Genomic DNA, 13,776 nt, shown 5'->3' with positions numbered 1-13,776 from the left:
TTGGGCGACGGCCGGGCTTCGATCGTGGCGCAGGCGCGCTCGATCCTCGACTGGCATCGCCGGCATGGGTTTTGTGCCGCCTGTGGCGCGCCGACCCGGATCGAAAAGGCTGGCTACAGTCGCCTGTGCGAGGCTTGCGGCACCGAACATTTTCCGCGCGTCGACCCCGTTGTGATCATGCTGGCCGAACGCGACGGCAAGGTGCTGCTGGGGCGGGGAGCGAATTTTCCGGGAAGCATGTTTTCCGCGCTTGCCGGCTTCGTCGAGCCGGGCGAATCGCTGGAGGAAGCCGTGCGCCGCGAACTGTTCGAGGAGGCAGGTGTCCGCACGACAACCGTCAGCTTCGGCGCCAGCCAGCCCTGGCCCTTCCCGTCCAGCCTGATGATGGGCGCTTTTGCGGCGGCAGAAAGCTACGAGCTGGCCCTCGACACGACGGAAATCGCCGAGGCGATGTGGGTGGATCGCGCGGAAGTGCGGGCGGCGCTTCAGGGCAGAACCGAATGGAAGGTGCCGCCGCCGCTGGCAATCGCCAACTGGCTGCTGACGACCTGGGCAGCAGCCGACGGCTGATCTGCTGCGGCTTGATCGACGAGTTCCAGTAACGGGCGATTGCGATCGATCAGGCGGGCGGCTTCTTCGGCGGGCATCGGCCGGCCGAAGAAATAGCCCTGCACCTGCGCACAACCCAGCCGCCGCATGGCTTCGAATTCGGCGCGGGTTTCCGTTCCTTCGGCGGTGGTTTCCATGCCCAGCCGTTCGGCAAGCGCAACGATCGCCTGCACGATTGCAGCAGATTCACCGCCCGCCGAACAGCCCCGAACGAAACTGCGGTCGATCTTGATGCGCCGGAACGCGATCTTCTGCAGATAGCCAAGCGAGGCATAGCCGGTGCCGAAATCGTCCAGTGCAAAGCTCAGGCCCATCGCGCGAAGCTCGTCGAGCATCTGCATGGTCTGCCGCCGCTCATCCAGAAACAGGCTTTCCGTCAGCTCCAGCTCCAGCCGCTCAGGCGCGAATTTCCACCGTGCCAACACCTGCCGGACCAGTGCAACGAAGCCGGGATCGTCGAACTGTTTGGGGGAAATATTGACGGCACAGCGAATCTGCCGTGGCCAACTGGCGGCAACCCGGCAGGCTTCGTTCAGCACCCAGGCGCCGATCCGGTTGATCAAGCCCGCTTCCTCGGCGATGGCTATGAACGTCGAGGGCGGAATGTCGCCCAGTCGCGGGTGACGCCAGCGCAGCAACGCCTCGAAGCCGACGACGCGTTCATCCAGTGCATCCACAACCGGCTGAAACGCAAGACGGAACTGCCCTCCGGCGATCGCATTGCGCAAATCCAGTTCCAGCGAGCGCCGGTCTTCCTGCTCGCGGTGCATTTCCCGATCGTAGGCCCGCACGCCGCCACGGCCGCGCGCCTTGGCGTCATAGAGCGCAAGATCGGCGGCCCGCATCAGTTCCTCGACCGTTGTGCCGTCGCGCCAGCCCAGGGCAAGGCCGATACTGGCGCCGATCTGCGCCAACTTTCCGGAAAGCTCGTAGGGTCTGCCGAGGCTGGCGATGACGGCCTCGCCGATGGCCGCTGCACGTTCCTCGGTGCAGTGGTGCAGCAGAACGGCGAATTCGTCGCCGCCAAGTCGGCCGACCAAAGCGCCCTGCCCGGCCTCCACTGCAATACGTTCGCGCAGCCGCATCGCCACTTCCGCCAGCAGCCGATCCCCGGCAGCATGGCCAAGGCTGTCGTTCACGGCCTTGAAACGATCCAGATCGACGAACAGCAGCACCGTGGGCTGCCCGGAAGGCGTTGCCGCCAGCGCCTCGGCCAGCGCCTTGTGGATGACCCTGCGGTTCACCAGCCCGGTCAGCGCATCGAATGTTGCAAGCTCGGCGATCCGCTCGGCGGCGCGCTGGCGATCGGTCACATCAGAACCGACGCCGCGATAGCCCGCCGGCCCGCCCTGTTCGTCGAACTTGGGCGTGCCCGACATCGACCACCAGCGGATTTCGCCTTCCACCTCTACGCGGATCAGCACATCGCGGAACGGTCGCCCAACCCGCACCAGATCGGGCAGCCCGGCCGCCACCGACCTGCCCCCCAGAAACCGCACCCAATGCTGGCCCACGACATCGGAAACCGGCCGCCGCAGCGCTTCGGCAAGGCGGGCCGACGCAAAGGTCAGCCGCCCGGCCGCATCGAACTCATAGAGCCATTCCGAGCCATTCGCCTCGAACTCGTTCAGCAGCAACCTGACGACTTCGCCCTGCTGGCGGTTGTGCTCGCGCAGGCGGATGCGCCCCATCGACAGGTCGGATGCGGCGAGCGTTCCCCGCACCATGAACAGCATGAAGCTCAGCATGATGACCGTAACCGGCCACGCGTCGACCCAATCGAACGCGAACAACCCGCAGATCGTGCCCAGCGCGACGAGGCCCCACATCGTGATCGAGCCAAGCGGCCAGGTGGCGATCGAAAGTGCCATGCAGCCCATTCCGGCCATCGACATCGCAATGACCAGCATTGCTTCCTGCGGGCTTGCCATCCCCAGCGCGCGGTAGAATGCAAATCCCCAGGCAGAACCGACCATGACCAGATTGCCGAGCGACCGCCGTATCGCCGCGCGCCCGACCGGCGCCTTGCGGTTGCGCCTGCGTTCGCGCCGCCGACCGCGCCCCAGATAGACTGAAACGCAATGGGTTGTCAGAAGCAGCGCGTAAGTGGCGACGCCCAGTCGGCGCCCGAACACGATGGCCAGCAGCCCGCCGCTCACCAGCGCGATCAGGATGTTGAACGGCAGATACCGATCAAAAAAATACAACTGGGCGCGGCGCACCTTCTGCCAGAACGGATCATTGTCGGGTCCAAGCGCGAAATAATCGGCGATGCGCGATACGCCATAGCTTCGCGGCGGGTCGAACGGTGCGTTCACGAAGCGAAAGCGCCACAACGCCCCTCAGGGCGGCGCAGGTTTGCAAAAGCCCGGTCTCTCATGAAACCGGTTCACGGCCGCAAGCCGCCCCGACTTTAGGCTGACGGCGCCCCGTTGTCCGCGACGGGATAGCTGCCGAGGCTGCGCACCCACTTGGAATGGAACGCCAGTTCTTCAAGTGCGCGTGCGACTGCCGGATCCTGCGGCAACCCCTCGATGTCGATCAGGAATTCGGCAGCAACAAAGGCGCCGCCGCGCAGATGGCTTTCCAGCCGCGTCAGGTTGACGCCGTTGGTGGCGAAGCCGCCCAGCGCCTTGAACAGTGCGGCAGGCACGTTCTTCACTTCGAACGAAAGCGTGGTCTTGAAACGGCCCGCCGCTGCCGGAACATCACGCGGCGTGCGCGACAAGATCAGAAAGCGCGTGCGGTTGTGGTCGGCGTCCTGAATTCCCTCGACCAGAAGGCTGTTGCCATACAGTTCGCCGGCAAGCTTTGATGCGATCGCCGCCACCTGCACATCGCCGTCACCGGCGACGGCTGCCGCTGCCCCCGCCGTATCGGCGTAGCTTGCCGCAACCAGCCCCAGCGCGCGGGTGCGCTTGCGGCACTGGCCCAGCGCCTGCGGGTGCGAAATCACCTGCTTCACGTCCTCGATCCGTGCGCCCGGTGCGCCCAGCAGACAGTGTTCCACCTTCACATAATGTTCGCCGATGATCGAAAGCCCCGATTCCGGCAGCAGGAAGTGCACGTCCGCCACACGGCCATGCAGCGTGTTCTCGACCGGAATCACCGCCAGTCCGACAGCCCCCTCGACGACGGCCGCGATTGCGTCTTCGAAACTGAAGCAGGGATAGGCCAGCCCGCCCGGCACCGCCTCTCGCACCGCCTGATGCGAGAATGCGCCCGGCGCACCCTGAAACGAAACAGCGACATCCGGCTGCGCGGCGGCGGCGGCGTGCATCTGGTCGACAAGGGTCTGGGCGAGTGATGGATAGGTCTGCATGGGCGGCAGGCGTTGCCCGACTTTGGCGCCCACCGTCAATGCCGGCGCGCGATCTGTGCCCGTGCGCGGGCTGCCGCGAGGCCATTGCCAACCCGTTTCCCGCTTTCTATGAGCAACTGAAGGAACCTGGCCGCCACGGGCGGTTTTCCGGTTCACCATAAGCCGGAACCGGGCGGACAACCGCCGGTCGATATTCAGTGGAGTGCACGACAGGTGGATAGCTACGAGTGGAACAAGATTGCCGGCTGGACGCTTACCGCGCTCGTGACCGTGCTCGGCCTGTCGGTCATGACCGGCGCCATGTTCGCACCGCAAAAGCCCGCCAAGCCCGGCTTCATCGTCGAGGGCGTGGAAGCTGAAGCAAGTGCCGGTGGCGCCGCAGCCGAAACCGAAAAGCCGATCGAGTTCTATCTTGCGTCGGCTGATCCGGCCAAGGGCGAATCCCAGTTCAAGAAGTGCGCAGCCTGCCACACCATCGACAAGGGCGCAGCGCCCGGCATCGGCCCGAACCTTTATGGCATCGTCGGCAACCACCACGCCCATGAATCGGGCTTCGGTTACTCGGATGCGATGAAGGGCACCGCCGACAAGCAGTGGGACTGGGCGTCGCTGTCAAGCTGGATCAAGGATCCGAAAAAATACATCCCCGGCAACAAAATGAGCTTCGCCGGCCTCGGCAAGCCGGAAGACCGGGCGAACCTCCTCGCCTTCCTGAACAGCAAGAGCGACAAGCCATTGCCGATCCCGGCAGCACCCGCTGAAGCAGAGGCGCCGGCTGCGGCCGGCGATGCTGCCGCGGCCCCCGCCTCAACCGACGCAGCCGCCGCACCGGCGGCGGATGCAACTGCGGCTCCTGCTGCGGCGCACTGATCGGCTGATTGCCGACCGAACGGCGCCCGTCGGCCAGACGGGCGCCGTTCGTGCGTCTGGCCTAGATCAAACAGGCGTGGTTTCGCCGGGTTCCAGTTCGCCGTTCGCGGCTGCATGTCGCGACACACGGTCCCACGCTTCCTTGGCGGTTTCGACATAGTGGAACAGTTCCAGATCGCGATGCGCGATCACGCCTTCTTCGGCCAGCGCCTCGAAGTTCACGACCTTGCGCCAGAATTCCCGCCCGAACAGCAGGATCGGCACCGGCGCCATTTTTTTCGTCTGCACCAGCGTCAGCAGTTCGAACAGTTCATCCAGCGTGCCGAAGCCGCCGGGAAACACCGCAACAGCACGCGCACGCATCAGGAAGTGCATTTTGCGCAGCGCGAAATAGTGGAACTGAAAACTGAGGCCCGGCGTCACATAGGGGTTGGGCAATTGTTCGTGCGGCAGCACCACGTTCAGCCCGATGGAAGGGGCGCCAGCCTCGTGCGCGCCCCGGTTCGCCGCCTCCATGATCGACGGCCCCCCGCCCGAGCAGACGACATAGTGGCGCGGGCCGCCCAGATTGCAGTCACGGCACGACGCCAGATACGCAAGCTTGCGCGCTTCCTCGTAGTAGCGGGCCTTGGCGATCAGCCGCTCCACAACAGCCTTGCGATCGGGCGTATCGGCGGCGGCGCGCAACGCTTCGGCTTCTTCGGGCGCCGGGATGCGGGCCGATCCGTAAAACACAAAGGTTGAGCCGATCCCCGCCTCAAGCAGCATCAGTTCCGGTTTCATCAGTTCAAGCTGAAAGCGAACCGGGCGCAGTTCCTCGCGCAGCAGGAAATCATTGTCCTGAAAGGCCAGGCGATAGGCCGGGTTTTCGGTCTGCGCAGTCGGGGTTGGGTTGGCTGCGAAATCGGCTTCGCGCGAAGCCGGGTTGAACGGCCTGTGCCAGTTGTTCTGTGTCATTGCCCGATGTTCTAGCCGGGATCGGCACCCGGTTCCAGCGCCAGTGCCCATTCCCCCCGTTTGTGCCAAGCCACTTGACGCCCGGAGTTTCGCCTTTAAGAGCGGCTGCGGGCCACGCCGCCCCAACGCGGCGCGAGCTCTCTGAGAGGAGAGAACATGACTGTGAAGCCTGCCGCGCGCCCGTTGCGCGCACATTTTTCGTCCGGTCCCTGCGCCAAGCGCCCCGGATATGACCTTTCCAAACTCCCCACCGACAGCCTCGGCCGCTCGCACCGGGCGAAGATCGGAAAATCGCGCCTGAAGGATGCGATCGACCGCACCCGCGCGGTGCTGCAAGTGCCCGCAACGCATCGGATCGGCATCGTGCCGGCATCGGATACCGGTGCCTTCGAGATGGCCATGTGGAGCCTGCTCGGCGCCCGTAAGGTCACGGCGGTTGCGTGGGAAAGCTTCGGTGAAGGCTGGGTCACGGATGCCAGAAAGCAACTGAAGCTCGACACGACGGTGCTGACCGCCGACTACGGCCACCTGCCCGATCTGTCGGCGATCGACCAGACCCACGACGTGCTGTTCACCTGGAACGGCACCACCTCGGGCGTTCGCGTGCCGGATGGCGACTGGATTTCACCTGCGCGCGAAGGGCTTACCCTGTGCGACGCAACGTCGGCAGCCTTCGCGCAGCCGCTGCCCTTCGACAAGCTCGATGTCGTGACGTTCAGTTGGCAGAAGGTGCTGGGTGGCGAAGGCGCGCACGGCATCCTGATCCTCGGCCCGCGCGCCGTAGAGCGGCTGGAATCCTATTCGCCTGCATGGCCGCTGCCGAAGATTTTCCGGCTGACCAAGAGCGGCAAGCTGATCGAAGGCATTTTCGAAGGCGAAACCATCAACACGCCGTCGATGCTTGCGGTGGAAGACTATCTGGACGCGCTACGCTGGTCGGAATCGGTTGGCGGGCTGGCGGGTCTCTGCGCCCGCGCCGACGCCAACGCGGCTGCCTTGAACGCCTGGGTCGACCGGACGCCCTGGGCAACCAACCTTGCAGTCGACGCCGCCACGCGCTCGAACACTTCGGTCTGCGTCCGTATCGATGGCGCGCCCGAACTGCCGAAGGCGATGGCCTCGCTGCTGGAAAAGGAAGGTGTCGCTTTCGACATCAACGGCTATCGCGATGCGCCACCGTCGCTTCGTATCTGGTGCGGCGCGACCGTCGACACCGCCGACATCGAAGCACTGACCCCATGGCTCGACTGGGCCTTTGCAACCGCAACGGAGGCTTGATCCATGCCCAAGGTCCTCATTTCCGACAAGATGTCGTCCCGTGCAGCAGAAATCTTCCGTGCGCGGGGGATCGAGGTGGATGAAAAGCCCGGCCTGTCGAAGGACGAGCTGCTGGCCATCATCGGCGACTATGACGGTCTGGCGATCCGTTCGGCCACGAAAGTAACGGCGCCGGTGCTGGAAGCCGCCACGCGGCTGAAGGTGGTCGGCCGTGCCGGGATCGGCGTCGACAATGTCGATGTTCCGGCCGCCACGCGCCACGGCGTCGTGGTAATGAACACGCCGTTCGGCAATTCGATCACCACCGCCGAACACGCGATCGCGCTGCTGTTCGCGCTAGCCCGCCAGCTTCCTGAAGCCGATGCTTCGACGCAGGCCGGCAAGTGGGAAAAGAACCGGTTCATGGGCGTCGAAGTTACTTCAAAAGTGCTCGGCCTGATCGGCTGCGGCAACATCGGTTCGATCGTGGCCGAACGCGCGCTTGGCCTGAAGATGAAGGTGGCCGCCTTCGACCCGTTCCTGACGCCCGAGCGCGCCAAGGATCTGGGCGTCGAGAAGGTGACGCTCGAAGAACTGCTGGCCAAGGCCGACTTCATCACCCTGCACACCCCGCTGACCGACAGCACCCGCAACATCCTGTCGGCGGAAAATCTCGCCAAAACCAAAAAGGGCGTGCGCATCATCAACTGCGCGCGCGGCGGCCTGATCGACGAAGCGGCGCTGAAGAAGGGGCTGGATTCCGGCCATGTCGCGGGTGCCGCGCTCGATGTGTTCGTGCAGGAACCGGCAACGGAAAGCCCGCTGTTCGGCACGGCGAACTTCATCTCGACGCCGCACCTCGGCGCATCGACCGACGAGGCGCAGGTGAACGTCGCCATTCAGGTGGCAGAACAGATGGCCGACTTCCTGCTGACCGGCGGCGTTGCAAACGCGCTGAATATGCCCAGCCTCAGCCCCGAGGATGCGCCGAAGCTTCGCCCTTACATGGCGCTGGCCGAGGACCTGGGCCATCTGATCGGGCAGCTCGAAGCCGACGAACTGCGCGGTGTCACGGTCGAAGTCGAGGGTGCGGCGGCGCAGCTCAACATCAAGCCGATCACGGGCGCCGTGCTTTCGGGGCTGATGCGCACCTTCTCGGACACGGTGAACATGGTTAACGCGCCGTCGATGGCGCGCGACCGCAACATCGAAGTCGCGGAAGTGCGCCACGAACGCGACACCGATTACCAGACGCTGGTGCGCGTGCGCGTCAGGACCGCAAGCGGCGAGCGTTCGGTTGCAGGCACGCTGTTCGGCGCCGGGCGTCCGCGCCTGGTCGAGATCTTCGGCATCAAGGTCGAGGCCGACTTCGCCGAGCACATGCTGTTCATCGTCAACGAGGACAAGCCCGGCTTCATCGGCCGTCTGGGGACGATGCTGGGCGAAGCGGGCGTGAACATCGGCACGTTCCACCTCGGCCGCCGCGACGCGGGCGCCGAAGCGATCCTGTTGCTGTCGGTCGATACCGAGGTTGCCCCGCCGACGCTTGCTGCGCTCGACCGGCTGCCGGGCGTCAAGACCGTGAAGGCGCTGGCCTTCTCTTGAGCGGGCGGCTCGCCCCCCTGCCTCCTGGCTTCCGCGACCGGCTGCCGCCGGCTGCGGAAGCCGTGTCGCTGCTTGTCAGGACAATGGTCGATGCGTTCGCTGCGCGCGGATATGATCGCGTGTCGCCGCCGCTGGTTGAGCATGAAACCTCGCTTGCAGGGTGGCTGGGAAAACCGCTGGAAGGCGCGCTGTTCCGTGCATCCGACCCGGCGACGGGGGAAGCGATCGCGCTGCGCCCCGACATCACCGGCCAGATCGCGCGGATCGCCGCCACCCGGCTGGCAGATGCGCCACGGCCGCTGCGCCTTGCCTATGCCGGGCCGGTGCTGCGCGGCCGTGCCGGGCAGCTCTCGCCCGAACGGGAACTCACGCAGGCAGGCGCGGAACTGATCGGCACCGACGAGGTTGCAGGCCTTGCCGAACTGATCTCGACGGCGCTGCAGGCGCTTGCCTCTGCCGGGGTCGAGGAACTGTCACTCGACCTCACCACACCGGAACTGGTGGCCGATCTGGCGAACGGGCGCTGGCCCGTCGACGACCTTGCAGGCCTGCTCGCAGCCCTCGACGGCAAGGACTGGGGCGCCCTCGATGGCGAGCGCGCGCCATACCGGGCACTGCTGGAACTGGCGGGGCCTGCCGCCGACGCCCTGCCGGCGCTACGCCCCCTTGCGCCAGCGCTGGCGGCACGTCTGGAGGCGCTGATCAGGCTGCTGCCGGACGTGCGCATCACCATCGACCCGACCGAGCGGCATGGCTTCGAATACCATAGCTGGGTAGGATTTTCGCTGTTCGGCGCTGTCGACGGGCAGTTGCTGCGTGGAGAGATCGGCCGTGGCGGGGCGTATAGCGTCCGCCATCCGGGCGGCCGATGCGAACCTGCTGCCGGGGTTTCGCTCTATGTCGATTCGCTGGTGGATGCCCGGCTTGGCGCCACCGTGCGCCAGCGCGTGTTCCTGCCGCTGGGCACCGCGCCCGACGTCGGCAGCCGGCTTCGCGCCGAAGGCTGGGTGACGGTCAGCGCCCTCGCAGCCACCGACAGCGACGAAGCATGCACGCATGTCTGGAACGGCGCGCAAGCTGCGGCTAAGGGCTGACCCGAAAGGAACCTGATTTGGCCAATGTCGTAGTGATCGGCGCCCAGTGGGGTGACGAAGGCAAGGGAAAGATCGTCGACTGGCTGTCGGCGCGCGCGGATGTCGTCGTCCGGTTTCAGGGCGGCCACAACGCCGGGCACACGCTGGTCGTGGGCGAGCAGGTCTATAAGCTGTCGCTGCTGCCCTCGGGCATCGTGCGCGGCACGCTTTCCTGCATCGGCAACGGTGTCGTCCTCGATCCGTGGGCGCTGAAAGCCGAAATGGACCGCCTGCGCACGCAGGGTGTGGCGATCAGCCCGGAAAACCTGATGGTGGCAGACAACTGCCCCTTGATCCTGCCGTTCCACCGCGACCTCGACGCCCTGCGCGAAGACGCCAGCGGCGCAGGCCGCATCGGCACCACGAGGCGCGGGATCGGCCCGGCCTATGAAGACAAGGTAGGCCGCCGCGCGCTTCGCCTTTGCGATCTGGCCGACCTCGATTCGGCCGCACCTCAGATCGACCGGCTGATGGCGCACCACAACGCCCTGCGCGCAGGCTTTGGCGTCGAACCCATCGACCGGGCGGCGCTGATCGCCGAACTGCGCGAAATCGCACCGCATATCCTGCCTTATTCCGCCCCCGTCTGGCTGACGCTTGCCGCCAAGCGGCGGCAACGCGCGCGTATCCTGTTCGAAGGGGCGCAGGGCGTGCTGCTGGATGTCGATCACGGCACCTATCCGTTCGTCACCTCGTCGAACGTGGTGGCCGGGCAGGCTGCGGCCGGTTCCGGCCTTGGGCCGGCGGCGCTGACCTATGTGCTGGCGATCGTAAAGGCCTACACCACGCGCGTCGGATCGGGGCCGTTCCCGACCGAACTGCACGACAAGACCGGCGAACGCCTTGGCGAACGGGGCCACGAATTCGGCACCGTCACCGGGCGAAAGCGGCGGTGTGGCTGGTTCGACGCAGCGCTCGTCCGCCAGTCGATCGCGCTCTCCGGGGTCGATGGCATCGCGCTGACCAAGCTTGATGTGCTGGATGGCTTCGAGGAGTTGCAGGTCTGCACCGGCTATGAAGTGAACGGCAGGCTACTGGACCATCTGCCATCATCCGCCAGCGAACAGGCGGCGGCAAAGCCTGTTTATGAACGGTTCGAAGGCTGGCAGGAATCGACGCAGGGTGCCCGAAGCTGGGCCGATCTGCCGGCGGCCGCAGTGAAATACATCCGCCGTATCGAAGAACTGATCGACTGCCCGGTGGCGCTCGTCAGCACCTCGCCCGAGCGTGAGGACACCATTCTGGTGCGCGATCCTTTCCGCGACTGACGGTCCGGCATAGCCCACGCCCTGCAAAGCGCGGGCTTGCACGGAAAGGATCTGGAACCTACCGCAACCGGCATGTCCACTGCACTTTCGAACCTCGTAAGCCTCCTCGACGTAGAGGAAATCGAAGTCGACCTGTATCGCGGCGCCAACACCGACGCCGGATGGATGCGGGTCTATGGCGGGCAGGTCGTGGCGCAGGCGCTGGCCGCTGCCCAGCGAACGGTGCCCGCAGACCGGCCCGTGCATTCGCTGCACAGCTATTTCATCCGCCCCGGTGAACCGCGCATTCCGATCCTGTATAAAGTGGATCGCGAACGCGACGGCGCCAGCTTCACCACGCGGCGGGTAACGGCGATCCAGCACGGCCGGGCGATCTTTGCGCTGGCGACCAGTTTTCAGGTTCGTGAATCAGGCTTTTCCCACCAGGACCCGATGCCGTCGACCGTTGGCCCGGAACGGCTGGCAAGCGAGCGCGAACTGCAGGAACGCGCGGGCGACCGTATCCCCGAGCCATGGCGGACGATCTGGGCAACGCGCGACCGCCCGTTCGAATATCGCCCTGTCCATCCAACCAGCCCGTTCCGCCCGCGCGTGCTGCCGCCCGCAACGCAGAACTGGTTCAAGGCCGACGGCATCGCGCCCGGGGATCACCGTGTCCGTTCCGCACTGTTCGCCTACGCGACCGACATGACATTGCTGGATACCTGCCTGCTGCCGCACGGCGTTTCATGGACCGACCCCAAGCTGCAAAGCGCGAGCCTCGACCATGCGATCTGGTTCCATCACGACCCGGACCCTTCCGAATGGCACCTTTTCGATCAGCAAAGCCCTGCGGCATCGGGCGGCAGGGGGCTGAACATCGGGCGGATCTTCAGCATCGGCGGCAAGCTGGTGGCAACGGTCGTGCAGGAAGGCCTGATCCGCTACCGCGACTGAGCGGGCGGCCCGCCCCGGATAGCCGCAAGCCGCGCCTGCGCCTGCTGCTGCTGTGTGGCGGCAACCTGTAGCAGGCCCGCCCGATCGCCAGCGCGGGCATAGCCCAGCATTCGTGCGGCAAGGACCGCCGGCTGCCCTGCTTCGGGCGCGTGGGCCAGCGGCGCAAGCAACTGCGCGGTCTCTCGCAGGCGCCATGCCTGCGCCAGCGCGACCGCTGCATCCAGCCGGATTTCCGCCACCTGCGGCGCCAGCGCAAGCGAACGCAACAGCGCATCGAGCGCATGGCCCGGCAACGGCCCCTGCAACGGCTGATACAGGCGCGCATAGGCATGCAGCGCGCGCCAGTCGTCTGGTGCTTTTTCCAACGCGTGCAACAGGTTGCGCCGGGCGTCGATCGCGCCATCAGCCCCCTGCCCCGCCGCAAGTGCGCGCCAACGCAGAAGGTCGGGGTCGTCGGCTGCCTGCGCCAGCAGCCCGTCGAGCAATGTGCGGGCTTCCGCGCGGTTTCCATGCTGCAACTCGGCGAGGGCCAGCGTCCGTATTGCCAGCGGATCGCCGGGCCAGGCCGCCGCACGCGCCCGCACATCGGCAAGCGCCGCCACAGTGCGCGATTCCGGGGATCCGTGCGACAAGGCAACGAAACGCATCAGCAGCGCATCGGCCGACCGCGGCAGCACCCGTATTTCGGTTGCGGGCGCGGCATGGACAGGGCGCGCAATGCGGATGAAACCCGGCGCCTTCAGATGTTCACGCAGCCTGCGCTCGAACGATGCGAGGTTGTGGTCGATGTGGCGCCGGAACGCGACGACCGGGTCCGCCCCCTCGGCGACGGCGTTCAGATAGCGCACCAGCCGGTCGCGCATCCCCGGCGTGCGCAGCAGGTAATGGGTGACAAGCCAGCTCTGTGCGTAGAACATGGCGCTGTCGGCGCCTTTGCCAAGTGTCGGCGTCGCGGCAAGTACACGCTCCAGCGGCAGCCATTGATGGCCGCTCAGCCAGGCGCGGCGATTGTCGCTGATTGCGCCGATCTCAAGCGCATCTGGCAGGAAGCGCACCGTCGAAAAATATTCGGCAATGCCCTCGGTATACCATGCAGGATAGGCGAAGCCCGCTGAACCCAGCAGGAAATGGTGGGTATATTCATGCAGCAGAATCTGATGCCCGGTCAGTTCGCGCGCTGCCGGCGCATCGCCGCTGCGATCCAGGGCGACGATCGAAATAGCCCCCCGGTCGGCACGGTAAAACCCGGCAACGCTGGCGCCAAGCGAACGCCACGGGGAACCGGCCTCCATCGACGGAACCAGATAGACATCGACCGGCGGCGCGCGCCCCTCCGGTCCGCGCCCCATCCGCGCCCGCAACAGCCGGTCGAACTCCTCGAGGAGGACCACCTGCTCCATCAGATGATCGACCGAGGCTTGCGAATGCACGCGAAAATGCGCCGTCTCGGCTACGCGCCACATTCCGCCCGCGATCGCCGGCTGGGCGAACATCAGGCACAGGAACAGACGGCACAGCAAACCCAAGACTCGATACTCCTTCGGGAATTATCGTTAATTCAGTTGGTTCGTCGGTGAAATCGATCATTGTTGCAAAATTGTAAAGAATCATCGCGAATGGCGAACCGGCGGTCGCGCCTGTCCGGTTTACGGCGGGTGCAGTTTCCCGCTAATGTTCGAGGATGCTTACCATTCTGAACCTGCTGAAGTTTATCCTGATCGCCGGGCTGACCCTGCTTGTGGCAATCTTCGCGGTGCGCGCGGTGCAGGCCATGCGCGGGCCATCGCTGCAACTGTGGCACACCCATGTCCCCGACGAG

11 protein-coding genes are annotated in these 13,776 nt (G+C 65.7%); 7 read left to right on the top strand and 4 right to left on the bottom strand.

All coding sequences use genetic code 11. From position 1 onward, the window contains the following. Positions 1–570: NAD(+) diphosphatase (gene nudC / locus AC16JP_RS00590; RefSeq protein ID WP_484338657.1), on the top strand; the 570-nt coding region annotated here is incomplete at its 5' end. Here nudC and AC16JP_RS00585 read toward each other — a convergent pair. Further along, the gene (locus tag AC16JP_RS00585) at positions 486–2,927 is read right to left on the bottom strand and encodes a putative bifunctional diguanylate cyclase/phosphodiesterase (protein ID WP_484338656.1); all 2,442 of its coding nucleotides are present in this window, start codon (positions 2,925–2,927) and stop codon (positions 486–488) included. The two genes, nudC and AC16JP_RS00585, sit on opposite strands and share 85 nt — an antisense overlap. A 95-nt stretch (positions 2,928–3,022) precedes the next feature. Continuing rightward, a complete protein-coding gene (locus AC16JP_RS00580; protein ID WP_484338655.1) occupies positions 3,023–3,931 on the bottom strand; it encodes a prephenate dehydratase in 909 nt (302 codons plus the stop codon). Positions 3,932–4,144: 213 nt separating this feature from the next. Here AC16JP_RS00580 and AC16JP_RS00575 point away from each other — a divergent pair, with 213 nt between their 5' ends. Beyond that, positions 4,145–4,801, top strand: a complete 657-nt coding sequence (locus tag AC16JP_RS00575) for a c-type cytochrome (RefSeq protein ID WP_484338654.1) — start codon at positions 4,145–4,147, stop codon at positions 4,799–4,801. Between the two features lie 66 nt (positions 4,802–4,867). On the opposite strand, the gene AC16JP_RS00570 is transcribed toward AC16JP_RS00575, so the two are convergent. Beyond that, entirely contained in the window at positions 4,868–5,758 is an 891-nt protein-coding gene (locus tag AC16JP_RS00570) for an LOG family protein (RefSeq protein ID WP_484338653.1), read from the bottom strand. 156 nt (positions 5,759–5,914) lie between these two features. Between AC16JP_RS00570 and AC16JP_RS00565 the strand changes: the two genes are divergently transcribed. From AC16JP_RS00565 to AC16JP_RS00545, 5 genes are all read left to right on the top strand, one after another. Continuing rightward, a complete protein-coding gene (locus AC16JP_RS00565) occupies positions 5,915–7,036 on the top strand; it encodes a phosphoserine transaminase (protein ID WP_484338652.1) in 1,122 nt (373 codons plus the stop codon). A 3-nt stretch (positions 7,037–7,039) separates the two neighbouring features. Then, positions 7,040–8,620, top strand: a complete 1,581-nt coding sequence (gene serA / locus AC16JP_RS00560) for a phosphoglycerate dehydrogenase (RefSeq protein ID WP_484338651.1) — start codon at positions 7,040–7,042, stop codon at positions 8,618–8,620. Further along, the gene (locus tag AC16JP_RS00555) at positions 8,617–9,714 is read left to right on the top strand and encodes an ATP phosphoribosyltransferase regulatory subunit (RefSeq protein ID WP_484338650.1); all 1,098 of its coding nucleotides are present in this window, start codon (positions 8,617–8,619) and stop codon (positions 9,712–9,714) included. Before serA ends, AC16JP_RS00555 begins: the two co-directional genes overlap by 4 nt. Before the next feature lie 17 nt (positions 9,715–9,731). After that, positions 9,732–11,021 carry an adenylosuccinate synthase gene (locus AC16JP_RS00550; protein ID WP_484338649.1) on the top strand — a complete coding sequence of 430 codons (1,290 nt, stop codon included), beginning with the start codon at positions 9,732–9,734 and terminating at the stop codon, positions 11,019–11,021. A gap of 72 nt (positions 11,022–11,093) precedes the next feature. Continuing rightward, entirely contained in the window at positions 11,094–11,957 is an 864-nt protein-coding gene (locus AC16JP_RS00545) for an acyl-CoA thioesterase (protein ID WP_484338648.1), read from the top strand. Here the strand turns inward: AC16JP_RS00545 and AC16JP_RS00540 are convergent. Continuing rightward, positions 11,945–13,483: a hypothetical protein gene (locus AC16JP_RS00540; RefSeq protein ID WP_484338647.1), complete on the bottom strand. Its 1,539-nt coding sequence runs from the start codon at positions 13,481–13,483 to the stop codon at positions 11,945–11,947. The genes AC16JP_RS00545 and AC16JP_RS00540 overlap by 13 nt on opposite strands. Positions 13,484–13,776: the final 293 nt, after the last annotated feature.

This window comes from Sandaracinobacteroides sp. (assembly GCF_057137845.1).
Note: the sequence above shows the minus strand (reverse complement) of the source record. Positions and strands in the feature narration are given on the sequence as shown.